The sequence below is a fragment of the Amycolatopsis speibonae genome (genome assembly GCF_042647925.1).
GTDB lineage: Bacteria > Actinomycetota > Actinomycetes > Mycobacteriales > Pseudonocardiaceae > Amycolatopsis > Amycolatopsis speibonae.
In genome coordinates this window covers 1-17,373 of sequence record NZ_JBHRWK010000038.1, presented here as the reverse complement: position 1 = coordinate 17,373, position 17,373 = coordinate 1, and the positions used below count along the sequence as shown (strand labels likewise).

The following is a 17,373-nucleotide window of genomic DNA, read 5'->3' as shown; positions in this document are numbered from 1 at the left end:
GTACGGTTCTTCACCGAATCCAGTGGAGGTCGACCATCCCGCCGGCTTCAGGCGACGCGTCGCGCCGGGAGATCCAGAGGCCTGCGCTCAGCGCCGCTCCCGCCCTCGTAGCAGGGCACGGCCTCCGTCGCGCCAGCCGTCGCCTGCGAGGGTTTGGCGATCCAATAGCTACGGCCGAGCACGTCGAGGTCGTCAAGCTGGCCCCAGGCGTTGTGCACCGTTCCCGCCCAATGCGGGTTCTCACCGAGGTCGATACCGCCGAGGCAACGTCGGATGATCCCGCGAGGCTGGGCGTGCCCGCCTGTAGGATCTCAAATCCGATGGCACATTCTCAGTGATCTTGGCACCTGGTTGACACTTGTGTCATCGATGTGAGCTGTCCCCTGGACTCGACGGCGAGGACTACACCACGTTCGTCTTCAACCTTCCCGCACAGCTGACGACACAACTGCACCAGCAAGCCCAAAACCTGCTTCGGCGCCTGCGTATTGACGAACCCGCCACCTGGGGAACCGCCGTTCGACTGGGCCGGCACTATCGCCTGGCCTGGTCCCCGCCCCGGCGACGTTCGCCCAGAACAGCTCTGGGCATTCGCCCGGGAAGGGCTGACCCGCAGCGAGATCGCCACCCGCCTGCACACCACGCCCGAACACATCCACCTGGTCGCCGTCCGACACCCGCAGCCGGCGACTCGACGAGGCATCCCCAACCACGCAGGGAAATTTCAGACACGAACTTGCCCAGCGACGATGAGCTGCGCGCCTACGTCGCGCAAGGACTGCGGCCCGGCCAGATTGCGCAGGTGACCGGCTGCGACCATCAACGCATCAGCAACCTCCTGGGCACCAGCGGAATCGGCCCACCAGTGCCGCGTGAACTGCTCGGCGCGCTCGCCCCGGTCTGGCTGCGCGAGCAATACGAGGACCGCCACCGTTCGTTCGCCGAGATCGGCGCCCACCATCGGACTTGGCCCGCCACGCCCGCACGCTCGGGCTCGCGATCCGCCACGGCATCTCAGCGCACAAGCACATCCTCGCCGACCACGGCGGACCCGACGCATTCCCTGCCACCATCTGGGCGGCTTTCGCCAGCCGAGGGGTCGGCCAGCGCATCCGACGGCTCCTGGCTATCCCGGACACCGAGACCTTGATCACGCGGCCAAGCACCTCGGGATCAGAAAGGCCACGCTCGCGGATCAAGTCCGACAACTCGAAGGCGCCACCGCCATCACGCTCCTCGAAGCGAATACAGACCACTCTCACATCACGTTCACCTCAGCAGGCAAGAAATTCGCACAGGAGGCTCGGAAGGTACTCACGCTTCTCGGCCAGAATGACATAATTAACCGATCGCCCCATCGCCGCGAAAGCCCCTGGCTGACTTTAGCCAGCGCCCCGCGGACACCGGATCGGCGCTAGCCGGGTCCAACCCGAGCATCGTGAGCAAGCCGACGCAGTGGGCCTCGTCCCTCGACATGCGGAGGCGTCGCCGATCTCCAGCAGGATGCGGGCGACGGCCCCCACCCGATGCCGGCCAGACAAGTGGCCGCACGACTACGCCGGCGCGATGGCCAAGACCGCGTTTTGCCCACCGAATCCGTAGGAGTTGGTCAGCGCCAACTCGACCGCGACCGAGGACGTCGTCATCGCCACATCGATGTCGATCTCAGGATCCAGGCGCGACAAATTCGCGGTCAGGGGAACAGTGCCGTGTTCGGCAGCGAGCACGGTGTAGACGGCCTCCACCGCCCCAGCGGCACCGAAGAGATGGCCGGTGACGCCTTTCGTGGAGGTAACGAGGGGCCGATGGGGCAGGACTCGGGCAAGCATCGCTCCTTCGGTGAGATCGTTGGCCACGGTGGATGTTCCGTGGGCATTGACATGGGAGACGTCGCGTGGCGAGGCACCGGCATCCTCCAACGCGGCGAGCAGGGCCGCCTCACTGCCGAGACCGCGCGGTTCGGGCTTGGTGATGTCGTAGGCATCGCTGCTCAGCCCGTGTCCGACAACGCGCGCGTGCACGGTGGCGCCCCGGGCGCTGGCGTCCGCAGCCCTTTCCAGGACGAGCACGCCGGCGCCTTCGCCTGCCACGAACCCGTCGCGGTCCGCGTCGAAGGGCCGGGATGCCGTAAGCGGTTCATCGAACCGCTCCGACAGCGCGCCCATCCTGCTGAACCCTGCCAGGGTCAACGGCGTCAGCATGGCTTCGCTACCCCCGGCCAACACGACATCACATCGGTCGAGCGCGAGCAGATCGCACGCCATAGCGACCGATGTGGCACCTGAGGCACACGCAGTGGCCACTACGAGATTGGGGCCGGTCGCGCCGAACTGCATCGCCACCTGCCCGGCGAGCATGTTGGGCAAATGCATCGGTAAAAGCAGCGGGGACACCCGACGCGCACCTTCGGTGAGAAACACCCGATATTGCGATTCGACGGTTGCCGGACCGCCGTCGGCGCAGCCGAGAACCACGCCGACGCGGGCACCGTCCCATGTACCCGGCTCCAGCTCGGCATCGGCAATCGCTTCCGCAGCGGCCACGAGCGCGAACTGGACGAACGGGTCGAGGCGGAGAGCGCGGCGTGCTCCCAGCAAAGCGTCTGCGTCGAACCCTGTCACCCGGCAGGAGAGCTGTAACGCCGTGGCGTCCCAGGCTGCGGACGGCTTTCCCGCGCATACCGCCGCCCAGTTCTCCGGGACGCCGACACCGACCGGAGTCACCAGTCCCAGCCCGGTGACCGCCACCTCGATGCCCATCAGACTCTCGTGCTCCGCTGCTCCATAAGCCGGGCGATGTCACCGAGCGTTTCGGCACGCTTGATCTCGTCTTCGCTGATCTCGATGCCGAATTCCTTCTCCAACACCATGGACAGTTCGACGATCGTCAGCGAATCCAGGTCGGCATCCTCCGGTGTCACGTCGGCTCTGACCTCGACCGCCGGGATCTTCAGCTTGCCGACCAAAATTTCCTGCAGTACCTCGAACATACCGGTCATTCCTTTCTACTCAGGGTGTTCGGACGGGTGAAGGGCCACTACACCGGGCCAGGTCAGGGTCGCCGCACCCCACGCCAGCCCGCCTCCAAAGGCCGTGAGAAGTACGCGCTGGCCGGTTGTGAGCCGGCCGTCCGCGGCGGCTTGCGCCAGCAGCAACGGGATCGACGCCGAGCCGGTGTTGCCGGCAGTCTCGATGTTGGACAGCACGCGGTCGGGAGACAGGCCGAGTTCGTCGCCGAGCGCGCCGATAATACGTGCGTTGGCCTGATGCGCGACGAGCCGCTCGACGTCCGCCGACTGCCATCCGGCCGCCGCAAGGGCTTGTCGGGACACTTCCGACATGCGAAGCACGGCATGCCGAAACACTTCATTCCCCGCCATCTGGAAGTACCCGTCTCCCGGTGCCTTCGGCGTACGCTGTCTGGACCCACCCGCAGGAATCTGGATCAGGTCCCCGGATTCGCCGTCAGCGCCGAGCATGATCGGTCCGAGCGCGCCATGCTCTCCAGCAGTGCCTGCCCGCAGAACGACGGCCGCGGCGCCGTCGCCGAAAATCACCGCGGTCGAGCGGTCGAGCGGGTCGACGATGGAGCTGTACACCTCAGTGGCGACCAGCAGCACGCGATCGACATTACCCGCGGCGACGATGCCGGATGCTACGAAAAGCCCGTAGAGGAATCCGCTGCACACCGCGGAAACGTCGAAGGCCGGGACCGTGCCGAGACCCAGCCGGGCTGCTACTACGGGAGCCGTCGCCGGCAACGGCCGGTCGGGGGTCGACGTGGTAAGTACGACCGCATCCACTTGCGACACCTCGGCCGATCTCAAAGCCCGGGAGCCCGCTTTGACGGCCAGGTCGGAGGCGGCGACGCCGATCGAGGCGACATGGCGTTGACGGATCCCAGTACGCCGACGGATCCAGTCGTCCGAGGTGTCCAGCCGATCCGCGAGGTCTGCGTTGGTCACCAGATCCGGCGGCAGCCAGGCCCCGACGCCGGCGAGCACGCACGCACGCACGGTCACAAGTCCTGCCGTGTGAACTCGTCGTGTTCAACATGCCCCCGCGGCGTCACACCGAGAACCCCGCGCGAGACGGTTTCCTCCCGCGCAAACTCATCGTGTTCGACATGCCCCCGTGGCGCCACTCCGAGAACCCCGCGCGAGACGGTTTCCTCCCGCGTGAACTCATCGTGTTCGACGTGCCCCCGTGGCGTCATTCCGAGGACCGCGCGCGAGATGGTTGACGTGATCGCCGTCTCCGCGATGGGGTCCAGGATCGATTCCATGCTGGGGATCCCGAAGTCGAAGCCGACCTCGAACCGAACGGCCACGCCGTCGCCTGCGTCCCGGAAAGCCCAGCGCCCAGTGAAGGACGCGAAGTCACCGTCGGTCAGCGCGAACCGGATTTCCCTGTCCTCGGGATGGGAACGAATCTCCTCGTTCCAGCGCAGCGTACCCGTGTGGAAGTCGAGCCATCTCGGCCGGACACCCGAGGTGATCAGCGGAGCGGAATTCGACGCCTCACTGTCCCATTCCCAGCTGGATCCGGTTTCGGGAGCGGGAAGTTCCCAGCGCAGGACCGCGTCGTAAGCCTCGTCGATTCGCGCCTTCTCGAAGATGATGTTCACTGTGATCTGTCGCATTGGTTTATTCACCACCGTCCAGTTTTCTGCCCAAAATCTCGCGCTGCGGGCTGACGTCACGGGCGATTGCCACGCCTTGCAGATGCGAGGTCCTGAACATCGGATAGTTGGCCTCACCGAACGCGCCACCGGTGAGGCCAGTGCCGCCGTGACTGGGCACGTAGGGCAGGAAGCCGATATGGGAGTCATTGACTTTGAGCAGCCCGCCATTGCCGACCCCGGCGATGAACGCGTCTATCACGTCCGGAGAACGCGCCCACAAAGAGTTACGTAGTCCATATTCGTTCGCGTTCACGAAGTTCAGGATCTCCTCCAACAAGCCGTCTCCGAAATCCGGCTCGGGAACGACGACGGGAAGCAGTGGAAAGAATGTTTCTTCGCGCACCACATCATGGTCCCGCGCGTGGGCGAGCCCTTCCACACGGACCACGGTGGGCTGCAAGAATATTCCCGTGTCGGACGGTTTTCCGTCCGACTCGATCCGCGCTCCGCCGCACACCAGCCTGGATCCCAGCTTCGTCGTCTGGTCCATGAGCGCGAAGAAGCGTTCGGTGCGGCGAACCGGGGAAAGCAGCACGTTCTCGTCGTCCGGGTCTCCAGGCTTGATCTTGGCTGCCTGCCGGGCGACCAGGTCGATCAATTCGTCGGCGATCGACGGGTGTGCCACCACATAGTTGGGCACCATGCAGATCTGGCCTGAGCCGTAGAAGCACTCGGCTATGGCCTCGGCAGCATGTTCGAGGTCCGCGTCGGCCCATACGACCACGCCGTCATTTCCGGCAAGCTCCAACACCGGCTTCTTACCCTTGGCGACGCACTCCTGCTCGAGCTTCAGTCCTTCTTCGACGCTTCCGATGTAGAAGATGTCGTTGACAAGCGGGCTGTCCACCCATTGCCGCAGCATCCGACCGGGGTTGCCGCACAGCAGGTTCAGCGTGCCTGGCGGCGCATCGAGTTCATCGAGCAGTGGCACTGCCAACTCTCGTAACACGTACATGGTGCTCAGCGCGATGCTCCGAGGCGCACGGACCACTACGGCGTTACCCGCCATCACCATCAGCATGGCAAGCGCGGCGCTCGGCGCAGGAGCGTTCTGGGGCGGATTGAGGCAGACCACGCCGTCCGGTCGTCGCCGCACCTGGAGCCTACGTCCGCCGTGGTCGAACTCGGCATACATGTTCCGCTGATACCACGAACAGCTTTCCTCGCTGTACACCTCGAGCAGGCAGCTCAGTTCCCATCGGGCGAGGGCGATCGGGTGAGCCTCGGCGACCAGGAGCCTGAGGAACTCGTCCGCATGCTCCTGGAGCTTCTTCCGAAAGGCCGCACCCAGGAGCATCCGGCGTTCCATCGGCACACGCGCCCACTCGGGCGCAGCCTTCGCCGCCGCCTCCAGTGCCAGTTCCACGTCATGGTCGCCCGCGACCGCACAGCGACCGACTACATAGGGATGCTGGGCGGCGGCCGAATCGGCATCCTGTTCCAGCGTCCGTTTGAGACTGATGCTGGTGAAGGCATCATGCAGGAGCGAACGAGAGCTGACGGTGTAGACCCAGCCAACACCTTCCGAGTCTTGGCCGGACAGATAGAGTGGGTAACTGAGCGGCGGCGTGTCCCGCGAACCAGCGAAATGCGGTCCTGAAGAACCGAAGGCGACCAAGCTCATGTTGTTTCTCCGGACTCGAGAATGTCCATTGTCACGCGGCGCCATCGAACTGCCAGGAGAAGCATGTCCCTCGCATTGGCCTCGCGTTGACCAAGACGCTAGTTGCTGGGGTTGCGCGTGGTCCAGCGGCTCCACAACACATGTCCCAATGAGACATGGACGGACACTAAACGCACCTTACGCATTGACATGCACTGCGCCGCACCATAACATTCATCCCGTTCCGGGGGCCTGAACCGTCCTGACTTTCCAGCCGGTGGCTTACTGGCCGATGGTTCTGTGTCAGCGTCGTGGGCTGCCTTGAACTCGGTGGACTGACCATGCCCAGACTGAGTGCAGCAGACGTTTATCGTACCACTCGACCCAGGCCGCAGTCGCGAACTTGACGTCAGCGGTCGTTCGGTAAAGACCGTCGTGGGACCACTGGTAGTGGCGGGCGAAGGGTGAGTTGTATCTGCGTGGGCTGATGCTGGACGGCAAGCGCAAGTCAATGCAGCCGATGGCCGAGCGGCTCGGGGTCGATCATCAGCAGCTGCGGCAGTTCGTCACCACCTCGACCTGAGGCCACGCCGAGGTCCGGAGACGCCTGGCCGGGTGGGCCGGTGAGTTTGTCGCCCCGGATGCGCTGGTCATCGATGACACCGGGTTTCCCAAGGACGGCAAGGATTCCCCTGGTGTGGCGCGGATGTACTGCGGCGCGCTCGGCAAGACCGGGAACTGTCAGGTCGGGGTGAGCGTGCACGCGGTCACCGAGTGGGATCTGCCGCGGCGGCCGGTGGTGGCCGACGCCGGCGATGGCGACGCCACCGAATTCCGGCTCGGCCTGACCGAACGCGGTCTCACCTACGTGCTGGCCGTCACCCCGACCGCGACCGCCCATTCTGCCGAGGAAGTGCCGGGGACCCCGGCCTATCGCGGAGCCGGACGACCACCGCAGCCGCGCTAACCCGGCCAGCCGGTTGGTCTGAAGACCCTCGTGCTTGCCGCTGGGCGGTCGGCGGGCCGGTTCGTGGTCTGGCGGCCCGGATCACGAAAGTCGCCGGGCAACCCGACCGCGATTATGCGATCACGGTTTCTTGCGTTGCGGGTCAGGCCCGCCAATCGCAACATCCCCCGCAGCGGCGACGGGAGCCTGCCCGAGTGATGGCTGCTGGCCGAATGGCCACCCGGCGAACCCGAGCCCACCGACTACTGGCTCTCCACCCTCCCTGTCGATGTCCGACCACGGGACCTGGTGCGGCTGGCCAAAATCCGCTGGCGCATCGAACACGACTACCGCGAACTCAAAGACGGCCTCGGCCTCGACCACTTCGAAGGCCGCTCCTGGCTCGGCTTACATCGCCACGTCACCCTCGCCGCGGTCGCGCAAGCCATCTGCACCCAGCTGCGCCGCACCCCAAAAGCCCCTGCGCAGGCCTGACCCTCAACGCAGTCCTGCGCGAACTCCAAGCCCTGCTCGCCGTCTGGACAGGCGTCTGCCACACCTGCCGACAACCCGCCCCTTTCCGAATCCCGCCACAGAAACCCCAGCCCAACGCCACTTAACAAAGCACTATTAGCACGGTATTCGCAGGCGTACCCTGCTCGACGTCACCCATGAAACGGGCATGGGCGCCTCGAGCACGATTTTGCCGGAGCACTCCTTGACTGAACCGAACGAGCATGCCCCATGCGGCTGACTCCCGTCGGAAAGAAGATTGCCGTCGTCGTCACGTCAGCCCTGAGCGTTCTCAACCGAGCCACAGCCATTGTGGCACGAAACTGTTCGAGCTGCCCCTCGGCGCTCTCCAGCACGATCGCCGACCGCACGAGGAGACCTGGCCCGCATTGTTCGAGAACTGACGATTAGGGGCGCCAGGGATAACTCATCGGGCACCGGCAGCCGAGCGTTGCCGATCACCGGCCAGGCGGCGACGTCCGGCACCACGACCCTCGCTGACCACGAAGGATGGTGCCGGAGGACCTGGGCGGCACCACGTGAGGCAACCTCCTCCAACTCTCCGCGGCTGCGTAATGTTTGCCCCTTTAGACATCGAACTGGAGAAATATGCCCTTCCGTGGGACGAGGCTCCTGGACGCGGCGGCGACTTCGCTGGTATTAGTTCGGTCAAGACCGCCGGCGAAGGCGAAGCACCAGGAACAGAACCGCGCGACCTGCGAGCAGATCCAATTTGTGTCGTTCACTTCCCATTGACGTGCATGTTCCCCGACGCAAGTGCTCTTTGTGTCGACTACTCGTCCGTTTATTCTTTCTTTGGTAGTTGTTCGAAAAATCGCCGACGACATCGGAATGCAACGAAAAGAGGAGGCACCCGTGAAAGTTTCCGGGGTGTTCGTCGGGGGGCTCGGCAGCTGCCTTCCCGAGACCGTCAGAGTCGACCACGCGGTGCAGCAGAACCTCATCGCGGCGGAGGCCGCGGAGCGCTATGGCATCCAGCGCGTGACCGACGCCAAGGACGTGCCGGCGCCCGAGTTGGCGTTGCACGCCGCGCGGACCGCGCTCGGCCGTGCCGGTCGAACCGGTCACGAGCTGAGCTTGGTGCTCTACGTGAGCGTGTGGGCCCAGGGTCCGCACGGCTGGTGCCCGCAGTACTACGTCCAACGCGGTATCGAAGCGTCGGCCGCGACCGCGGCCGAGGTACGGCAGAGCTGCATGGGGATGTTCAGCGCGCTGGAACTCGGTGCGAGCCATCTCATGGCCGATCCGGGGCACTCGGCGGCGCTGCTGACCACCGGTGACAACTTCAACTCGCCGCTGCTGGATCGCTGGCAATTCAGCCCGCACTTCGTGATGGGCGATGCCGGCTCGGCGGTCGTGCTGACCCGCGACCAGGGCTTCGCCCGGCTGTGCTCCATCAACGCGATCACGCTGCCGGAGTTCGAGCCGATGCACCGCGACTCCGAGCCGCTGTTCCCACCCGGCTCGACGCTGGGCAAGCAGCTCAACTTCGGCGACAGCAAGAAGAAGTTCCTCGAATCCCGCCCAGCCGGGGACGACGGGCCGTTACGGATCGTCGCGGCACAGGACGAGGTGGTGACCCGGACGTTGGAAGAGTCCGGGATCGAGATGTCGGACGTCACGCGCGTCGGCTACGTCAACGGATCGCGTGAACGGGTCGAGGGCCGCGCGATGATCCCGCTGGGCCTACCGATGTCCCGGTCGACCTGGGAACAAGGGCGCACCGTGGGCCACATCGGGGCCAGTGACCAGATCGTGGCGCTGGAACACCTGATCGAACGCGGTGAACTCACCCCGGGCGACCACTTCATGATGCTCGGCGTGGGGCCAGGGCTGAACATCGCCTGCGCGGTGTTCGAGATCCTGCGATCGCCCGGGTGGGCGGAGGTCGCGGCATGACGCTCCTCGACCAGCAGGACGAAGTATCGCTGCGGGATCTGCGCGAGATGCTGGGCGCGGCCTTCTCCCCCGCGGTGACCTCGGATCGGCCCGGCTACACGCGAGCGGACTGGACATTGCTGGCCCGTCTCGGGCTGCTGGGCGCGTCGGTCCCGGCGGAACGTGGCGGGACAGGCCTGAGTGCGCGGGCGACGGCGGAGCGGTTCGAGGCCGCAGGTGAGGTCGGCCACGACACCGGGCTGCTGTTCGCCGCCGCGGCGCACCTGTTCGCCTGCGCGATGCCGTTGGCGAGGTTCTGCTCGACCGCGGCGCACGAGCGATGGCTGGCGGCGATGTGCTCCGGTGAGGCGATCGCCGGAAACGCGATGACCGAAGCGAACGCCGGTTCCGACACGTCCCGGCTCGCGACGACGGCCACCCGCGTCGAAGGCGGTTACACACTGGATGGCACGAAGAGCTGGGTCAGCAACGGGCCGGTGGCCGACGTCTACCTCGTCTACGCGACAACGGACCCGTCCGCCGGCCACCTCGGTACCACCGCCTTCCTGGTCGAACGCGACGACGACGGGGTACGGCCAGGCTCAGCGCACGAGAAGACCGGTCTGCGTTCGTGCCCGGCCGGGCAGCTGCACCTGCGGCAGTGCTTCGTCCCGGACGAGCGCGTGGTGGGGCCGGTTGGCGGGGGTGCCGCGGTGTTCGCCCATTCGATGCGCTGGGAACGCAGCTGTTTGTTCGCGATCTATGTCGGCTTGCAGCAGCGGCTGGTCGACCGTTGCGTGGCCCGCGCGCGGCAACGGCACCAGTTCGGTCAGGCCATCGGCGGGTTCCAGGCCGTCGCGGACCGGATCGTCGGGATGAAACTGCGTCTGGAGAGCGGCAGGCTGCTGTTGCACCGGGCCTGCGCGGCACTTGACGACGGACCGGACGGTGCCGATGACGCGGCCGAGTGGGCCGCGATGGCCAAGCTGACGATCTCCGAGGGGGTGGTGGCCTCGGCGTTGGATGCGGTGAACCTCTTCGGCGGCGCCGGCTACCTACGTGACGACCTGGTGGAACTGGTGCTGCGGGACAGCCTGCCCGCCACCATCTTCTCCGGCACCTCGGACGTGCAACGCCGAGTTGTCGCGCGGGAGCTGGGGCTGTGAACCTCCGCGAGCTCGTCCGCACCGCCGCCCAGCGCCGTCCACACGCGCCCGCGGTGGCCGATCTTTCCGTCACTCTCACCTACGCCGAGCTGGACGCCGGTGCCGACGCGGCCGCCACGGCACTGCACGCCCTCGGTGTCCGTGCCGGAGACCGGGTGGTGCTCTGGGCGGAGAAGTCGGCCGATCTCGTCGTGGTCATGCAGGGCGTGCTGCGGATCGGGGCGGTGTACGTGCCGGTGGCGCCGGCGAACCCCCCCGAACGGGTTCGGCGCATCGTCGACGACTGCGGGCCCGCACTGGTGGTCACCGAACGAGACCTCGTCACGGACGTTCCGACGGCCACCCCGGCCAAGCTGTGTGAGCGTTCTGGAACCGCACCGCCGCCCGCGGTTCCCATCGCACCCGATGACCCCGTGTACATCCTCTACACCTCCGGCTCCTCCGGCACGCCCAAGGGTGTGGTCCTGTCCGACCGCAACGCGATGGCTTTCGTCGACTGGGCCACCGCCACCGCCGGTGTGGGAGAGGACGACAGGCTGGCCAACCACGCGTCGTTCAACTTCGACCTGTCGGTGTTCGACCTCTACGCCGCGTTCCGCGCCGGTGCGAGTGTCCACCTGGTCCCGGAGACACTCGCTCAGGTCGCGCCGCTGCTGGTCGACTTCATCATCGAAAGCCGCATCACCGTGTGGTACTCGGTTCCGTCGGCGCTTATGCAGATGATCGACACCGGCGAGCTGCTCGAACGAGGGCCCGCCGAACTTCGGGTGTGCGTCTTCGCGGGTGAGCCGTTTCCGCTTGCCGCCGTGCAGCGGCTGCGCGCCCAGTGGCCGTCCGTGGCGATGTTCAACTGGTACGGGCCGACCGAGACAAACGTCTGCACCTCCTACCAGGTGACCAAGGCCGACCTCGACCGTACGGACCCGCTGCCCATCGGCCGGAGCAGCTGCGGCGACACGGTGACGCTCGCCGAGGACGGAGAGATCGTCGTGTCCGGTCCCACCGTGATGCTGGGCTACCGGGGACGTGCCCCACACCGAGGTCCCTACCACACCGGTGACCTCGGCCGGTTCGACGCCGACGGCGAGCTCCACTACTCGGGGCGGCGCGACGACCTCGTGAAGGTCCGCGGCCACCGCGTAGAGCCGGGCGAGATCGAGGCGGCACTTTCCCTGCACGACGACATCGACCGGGCCGTGGTGCTCGTGATCGGTACCGGAGCTGACGCGCGCCTGCACGCGGTGGTGCGGCCACGGGACGGGTGCCGGCCCGACTTCGCCGCGCTGCGCCGCCACAGCGCCGCGCTCTTACCCCGCTACATGCTCATCGACTCTCTGCAGCTCGTGCAGGACATCCCGCTCAACGCGAACGGCAAGGTCGACCGGGTCAGCCTGGCCAGCGACCTGCTTTCCGCCTCGACAACAGGAGAGACCACATGAACACCGCACTGCGGCAGGGCTGGGAGGCCTACTGGGACGAGATCGCCAAGGCGGGCGAGACGGCGTTATGGGACTCCCCGTCGGCCACCGCTGCCGCGATCCACCTGCGCCGCGTCGAACAGCACATCGACCCGGCGCTCCCGATGATCGACCTCGGTTGCGGCAGCGGACGCCAGACCGTGCGACTCGCCGAGTCATGCAACCGGGTCATCGGCATCGACATCGCGGAGCACGCTCTGGCGATCGCCCGGCGCGACAACGCGGCCGCCAACATCGAGTACCGGCGAATCGACCTGCTCGACGACACCGAAGTCGCCGCACTGGCCGCCGAACTCGGCGACGCCAACGTCTACGTCCGCGGTGTGCTGCATCAGCTCCTGCCGGACGCGCAACAACGTGCGGTGTGGGCGATCGGCGCGCTGCTCGCCGGCCGCGGTCACCTCATCGCGCACGAGCTGACCAGCGTGACGCGCTGGGTGGTGCGGTCGATCATCGAGTCCGAAGGCGCCGCGCTGGAGAAGTTCGAACCGCTGCAACGCCACTTCGGGTTCGACATCCCGACCGTCCCCGGGGAGGAGCGGCAGCTCGACGCGCTCCTTACCCGGCAAGGTCTGCAGGTCGTGGCATCCGGTGACGACTCGCTGCAGACCACCCAGCTCGGCGCCGACGGCGCCGCCATCGAACTGCCGACGGCCTGGGCACTGGCCAGGCGTCCGCACGTCGTCCACCCCCGATGACCACGACTGACCACAACCAGGAGGTTGCCCCATGTCCACGAACACCGCAGAGCACGCCGACGTGCACGACCGCATCCTGTCCTACGTCCGCGACGAGCTGGCAGACGCCGCCGAACGTGACCAGGTGACTTCGACGACGTCCTTGCTGGAGGCCGGAATCCTCGACTCGCTACGCACCGCGCGGCTCGTCGCCTGGCTCCGCGACGAAGTGGGCGCACGGGTACCGCCCATAGCCATGACCGGCAAGAACTTCCGCGACGTCGACAGCATCACCGATCTCGCCGTCAGCCTCCTCCACACCACCTGATCAGCCCGATTCGAGCACAAGGCAGGAGCAGCACAGATGAGCAGTGTTGACGTGACGGCAGGCCACGACTTCGACGTCGCCGTGATCGGTGGCGGCCCGGCCGGCTCCACGACGGCGTCCTACCTCGCCAAGGCGGGGCTGTCAGTGGCCGTCTTCGAGAGCGAGTTGTTCCCGCGCGAGCACGTCGGGGAGTCGCTGGTGCCGGCGACCACGCCGGTCCTGCTCGAGATCGGGGCCATGGACAAGATCGAGGCCGCCGGGTTCCCACGCAAGTACGGAGCGGCCTGGACCGCGGCGAACGGGGACGGGATCGACCCGCTCGACTTCGACGTGCACCAGCAGGGGCTCGGCACCGCCGAAGTGTTGTTCAACGAGCGCGAGCAGCTCGGCGTAGACCGCGACTACACCTTCCACGTCGACCGTGCCCAGTTCGACCTGATCCTGCTCAAGCACGCCGAGAGCCTGGGCGCGAAGGTGTTCTCCGGTGCCCGCGTGCACCGGGTCGGCTTCACCGACTCCGATCGCCCGGTCCTCGACGTCGGCATGGGGCCCGTCCGGACTCCGGTGCGCGCCCGCATGGTGGTCGACGCCAGTGGCCGTTCGACCTTGCTCGGGCGCCAGCTGAAGGTGAAGGTGCCCGATCCGGTGTTCAAGCAGTACGCCGTACACAGCTGGTTCGAGGACCTGGACCGGACCGCACTGGCCGACCGGGGCGAGCAGGCCGACTACATCTTCATCCACTTCCTCCCGATCGAGGACACCTGGGTCTGGCAGATCCCGATCACCGACACGATCACGTCCGTGGGTGTCGTCACCCAGAAGTCCCGCTTCAAGGAAGCCAAAGACGACCTCGAAGGGTTCTTCTGGAACTCCGTGGCGAGCCGGCCCGGGCTGCTGGACGCGCTCAAGAGGAGCCGGCGGCTGCGCCCGTTCAAGACGGAGGGCGACTACAGCTACGGCATGCGCAAGGTGGCCGACGACTCGATGCTGCTGGTCGGGGACGCCGCCAGGTTCGTGGACCCGATCTTCTCGAGCGGGGTGTCGGTGGCGATGAACAGCGCCCGGCTCGCCTGTGCCGACATCATCGCGGCCGCCGAGGCGGGAGACTTCCGCGCACACCGGTTCGACACCTACGTCGGAAAGCTCCGGCGCGGCGTTTCCAACTGGTACGAGTTCATCTCGATCTACTACCGGCTGAACATCCTGTTCACCGCGTTCGTGCAGGACCCGAGGTACCGGGTCGGCGTGCTCAAACTGCTGCAGGGCGACGTCTACGACGACGAGGAGCCGACAGCGCTCATCGCGATGCGTGAGTTCCTCGCGGCCGTCGAGAACGATCCAACGCACCTTTGGCACAGCAAGCTGGGCAACATGCGCGTCTCCCCGGAGTCGAAGTGCCTGTTCTGAACGGTGTGCGCTGGTGAGCGCCGCGGAGGCACAGGCCCGCCTCCTGCTGGCGGTGGCGGTCGTGGTGCTGGCGGTGCAGTTGCTCGGCTGGCTCTTCGCCCGCTTGCGGCAGCCACGAGTGCTCGGCGAGCTCACCGCCGGCATCCTGCTCGGGCCGAGTCTGCTCGGACACGTCGCCCCCTCGGTGCAGGGCTACCTGTTCCCCGACCAGGTTGTCGGGCAGGTCCGCGGCATCGCCGGCCTCGGGCTGGTGCTGTTCGTGATGCTCGTCGGGATGGAAGTGGACTCGGCGAGCCTGCGCGGCGGCGGCCGCACGGTCCTGGCGATCGGCGGCGCTTCGGTGCTCGTGCCGTTCGGGCTCGCCGTCGGGTTCGCTCTGGTCATCCACCCGATGTTCGGGAACACCGTGAACCCGGTCGGGTTCACGGTGTTCCTCGGCGCGGCCATGGCGGTGACGGCGCTCCCGGTGCTGGCGCGAATACTGCAGGACCTCGGGCTGGAACGCACCCGGGTCGGTCGCCTCAGCCTGCTCTGCTCCGCCTTGAACGACGTCGCCGCGTGGCTGCTGGTCGGCACCGCCGCCGCGCTGGTCGGAGCCGGGCACCCGTCGGCAGTCGTGCGGACGTTGTCGCTGACCCTCGGGTTCGTGCTGGTGATGCTGTTCGTCGTCGCGCCGCTGCTGGCCAAATGGGGACGACCGCCGTTCTGGAGCGTGCTGGTGATCACCGCGGCGTGCGCGTGGGTCAGCCACCAGATCGGTGTGCACGAGATGATCGGCGCGTTCCTCGCGGGGGTCGCCATGCCCCGCAACGACGGTTGGCGCGACCGGCTGCAGGACAAGCTCGAGTTCGTCGTGAAGTCACTGCTGATGCCGTTGTTCTTCACCGTCGTCGGACTGTCCACCCGGATCGGTGACCTCACCGCGGCCGGGTGGTTGCTCGCGGCGGCCGCGATCGTGGTGGCGACGCTGGGCAAGTTCGGCGGCACTGTGCTGGCGGCACGCACGAGCGGCGAGAGCTGGCAGGACAGCGTCTCCCTCGGTGTGCTGATGAATACCCGTGGCGTCACCGAGATCGTCGTGCTGACCATCGGGCGGGATCTGGGCATCATCACCGACACGGTGTTCACCGTCATGGTGATCATGACACTGGTCACCACGCTGCTTGCCGCTCCGCTACTCGCGTTGGTGGGCAAAACACGCGATCGGCCTCCGAAACCCCCGGTCGTCACCGCAGGGACAGCACCGCCGTGACCCGCCTCCGCCCGGTGCCCGTTCTCGGTACGACGGTGTCCGCCGCGCCCGCGCTGCCCCGCGCCGGCCGCTGCCGGTCCCGGCTGCCGGAAACCACAGCGGTCGAGGTCGACCGCTCCGTCGTCCGCGACGGCGTGATCAGGTTCAACAACGAAGACTTCTCCGTCGACCCCGGCCTGGTCTGCCACCCCATTCACGCCATAGCCGACAACGCGCTCGTCAAGTCCTGCTGGCCCTGCCCTTTGGTGCACGGATTTGTTCCGAAATGTCCTGTGTTGTCGCCTGGTACTTCCGCCAACAAGCGGCTGTGGCTATGTAGGGCTATGAGTGTGCAAGTCCCTGTGGTGGCGGCTGAGTGGACCGTGTTCCTGCGTGATTACAATTCGAAGTTCCTGGACAACTCGCGTTTGTTGCGCGCGTTCGAGGAGAACGGTGCCGGAGAGTTCGTCAGGAGCCATGTCCAACGTGAAGGTTGGATCGGCTATGAGCCGGCCAGAGCGGACGCTGTTGTGGCTGCTGAAGAGCGGCTTAGCACTCGACTGCCGCCGACGTACCGGAATTTCCTGTTGGCTAGCAACGGCTTTGGCTATGTCGACCAGGTCGATCTGCTCAACGTGGACGAGATCGGGTGGCTTTCCGAACACGACCCAGACCTCGTGGAAGCGTGGAGCTCCGCTCTTGACGACGGTGAGCGCCAGATGCTCGGGCAAAGCTTGTTGATCGCACGAGACGATGGCGGGCCCGGCGTCTGCTGGCTGCTGCATCCCGGCGACGCGGTGGAAGACGGCGAGTGGGCCGCGTACGAGTGGTTTACCGGTGACGGCAGCCGCCCCGGTGATGATCGTTACGACAGCTTTGGTGCGCTGATGTTGCAGGCGACTCAGCGATTGGACACCGATTCGCCTGAGTAGGCACAAAACGGCTGGCCCCCACTCGTGGATCGTGGCTTCAAGTGGGTCCAACCGGACTCGCCGCGACAATCATGTCGACACTTGGTGCCGTGTGGTCGCACGCGTCACCTGGCGTCCGGAAGGATCAGGCCCATGCGCATCGACCGGCTCGACCATCCGGCACTGACTGTCGCGGATCAGGACGCCACGATCGACTTCTATACGCGGGTGCTGGGTATGGAGGCGGTCATTTTTGGCGAGGGCCGCACGGCGCTCGCCTTCGGCGATAACAGGAACGGCCTACGAGTGGCCGGACAGGACCTGTACTCCTCCTGATCGACAAGCTCAGAGAGCAGGGACAGCCGCAGTGTGCTCGCCGAAGTTGCCGAAGCGGCGACAAACGCCTGCCAGGACGGGATGTCACAGCCGAGCAGTTCCGCTGCCGCAGCTGGCGGTAGGTCCGGAGGTCTTCGTGGTGGCGGACGGCTACGACATGATAGCCACCCGCAAAGAGGGAGAGCTCCGCCGCTG

The 17,373-nt window shown here is 66.5% G+C and carries 15 protein-coding genes and 1 pseudogene; 10 read left to right on the top strand and 6 right to left on the bottom strand.

All coding sequences use genetic code 11. The features are described 5' to 3' along the window. Positions 1–724 precede the first annotated feature (724 nt). From ACFOSH_RS24315 to ACFOSH_RS24290, 6 genes are all read right to left on the bottom strand, one after another. Positions 725–958, bottom strand: a complete 234-nt coding sequence (locus ACFOSH_RS24315; RefSeq protein WP_378241351.1) for a hypothetical protein — start codon at positions 956–958, stop codon at positions 725–727. A 595-nt stretch (positions 959–1,553) separates the two neighbouring features. Further along, the gene (locus ACFOSH_RS24310; RefSeq protein ID WP_378241350.1) at positions 1,554–2,759 is read right to left on the bottom strand and encodes a beta-ketoacyl-[acyl-carrier-protein] synthase family protein; all 1,206 of its coding nucleotides are present in this window, start codon (positions 2,757–2,759) and stop codon (positions 1,554–1,556) included. Then, complete coding sequence (locus ACFOSH_RS24305; protein ID WP_378241349.1) at positions 2,759–2,989, bottom strand: acyl carrier protein; 231 nt, start codon at positions 2,987–2,989, stop codon at positions 2,759–2,761. Before ACFOSH_RS24305 ends, ACFOSH_RS24310 begins: the two co-directional genes overlap by 1 nt. Positions 2,990–3,004: 15 nt before the next feature. Then, complete coding sequence (locus tag ACFOSH_RS24300) at positions 3,005–4,021, bottom strand: beta-ketoacyl-ACP synthase III (RefSeq protein ID WP_378241348.1); 1,017 nt, start codon at positions 4,019–4,021, stop codon at positions 3,005–3,007. Beyond that, entirely contained in the window at positions 4,018–4,701 is a 684-nt protein-coding gene (locus ACFOSH_RS24295) for an SRPBCC family protein (RefSeq protein WP_378241347.1), read from the bottom strand. The genes ACFOSH_RS24300 and ACFOSH_RS24295 overlap by 4 nt, the downstream gene beginning before the upstream one ends. After that, positions 4,646–6,307: an aldehyde dehydrogenase family protein gene (locus tag ACFOSH_RS24290; RefSeq protein ID WP_378241346.1), complete on the bottom strand. Its 1,662-nt coding sequence runs from the start codon at positions 6,305–6,307 to the stop codon at positions 4,646–4,648. Before ACFOSH_RS24290 ends, ACFOSH_RS24295 begins: the two co-directional genes overlap by 56 nt. A 433-nt stretch (positions 6,308–6,740) precedes the next feature. On the opposite strand from ACFOSH_RS24290, the pseudogene ACFOSH_RS45145 reads away from it, so the two are divergent. The 10 genes and pseudogenes from ACFOSH_RS45145 to ACFOSH_RS24230 all read left to right on the top strand — a co-directional run. Continuing rightward, positions 6,741–7,727, top strand: a pseudogene (locus ACFOSH_RS45145) (IS701 family transposase); the annotation flags it as partial. 894 nt (positions 7,728–8,621) lie between these two features. Further along, on the top strand, positions 8,622–9,665 hold the full coding sequence (locus ACFOSH_RS24270; RefSeq protein WP_378241345.1) for a ketoacyl-ACP synthase III family protein: 1,044 nt from the start codon (positions 8,622–8,624) through the stop codon (positions 9,663–9,665). Beyond that, positions 9,662–10,810 carry an acyl-CoA dehydrogenase family protein gene (locus ACFOSH_RS24265; RefSeq protein WP_378241344.1) on the top strand — a complete coding sequence of 383 codons (1,149 nt, stop codon included), beginning with the start codon at positions 9,662–9,664 and terminating at the stop codon, positions 10,808–10,810. The genes ACFOSH_RS24270 and ACFOSH_RS24265 overlap by 4 nt, the downstream gene beginning before the upstream one ends. Next, complete coding sequence (locus ACFOSH_RS24260; RefSeq protein WP_378241343.1) at positions 10,807–12,249, top strand: AMP-binding protein; 1,443 nt, start codon at positions 10,807–10,809, stop codon at positions 12,247–12,249. The genes ACFOSH_RS24265 and ACFOSH_RS24260 overlap by 4 nt, the downstream gene beginning before the upstream one ends. After that, positions 12,246–12,986: a class I SAM-dependent methyltransferase gene (locus ACFOSH_RS24255; protein ID WP_378241342.1), complete on the top strand. Its 741-nt coding sequence runs from the start codon at positions 12,246–12,248 to the stop codon at positions 12,984–12,986. Before ACFOSH_RS24260 ends, ACFOSH_RS24255 begins: the two co-directional genes overlap by 4 nt. Positions 12,987–13,017: 31 nt before the next feature. Next, positions 13,018–13,293: an acyl carrier protein gene (locus tag ACFOSH_RS24250; protein ID WP_378241341.1), complete on the top strand. Its 276-nt coding sequence runs from the start codon at positions 13,018–13,020 to the stop codon at positions 13,291–13,293. A gap of 36 nt (positions 13,294–13,329) precedes the next feature. Then, the gene (locus ACFOSH_RS24245) at positions 13,330–14,700 is read left to right on the top strand and encodes an NAD(P)/FAD-dependent oxidoreductase (RefSeq protein ID WP_378241340.1); all 1,371 of its coding nucleotides are present in this window, start codon (positions 13,330–13,332) and stop codon (positions 14,698–14,700) included. Between the two features lie 13 nt (positions 14,701–14,713). Continuing rightward, complete coding sequence (locus ACFOSH_RS24240) at positions 14,714–15,952, top strand: cation:proton antiporter (protein ID WP_378241339.1); 1,239 nt, start codon at positions 14,714–14,716, stop codon at positions 15,950–15,952. Further along, positions 15,949–16,863: an SMI1/KNR4 family protein gene (locus tag ACFOSH_RS24235; protein ID WP_378241338.1), complete on the top strand. Its 915-nt coding sequence runs from the start codon at positions 15,949–15,951 to the stop codon at positions 16,861–16,863. The genes ACFOSH_RS24240 and ACFOSH_RS24235 overlap by 4 nt, the downstream gene beginning before the upstream one ends. Positions 16,864–16,995: 132 nt before the next feature. After that, on the top strand, positions 16,996–17,178 hold the full coding sequence (locus tag ACFOSH_RS24230) for a VOC family protein (protein WP_378241337.1): 183 nt from the start codon (positions 16,996–16,998) through the stop codon (positions 17,176–17,178). The last annotated feature ends 195 nt before the right edge of the window (positions 17,179–17,373 follow it).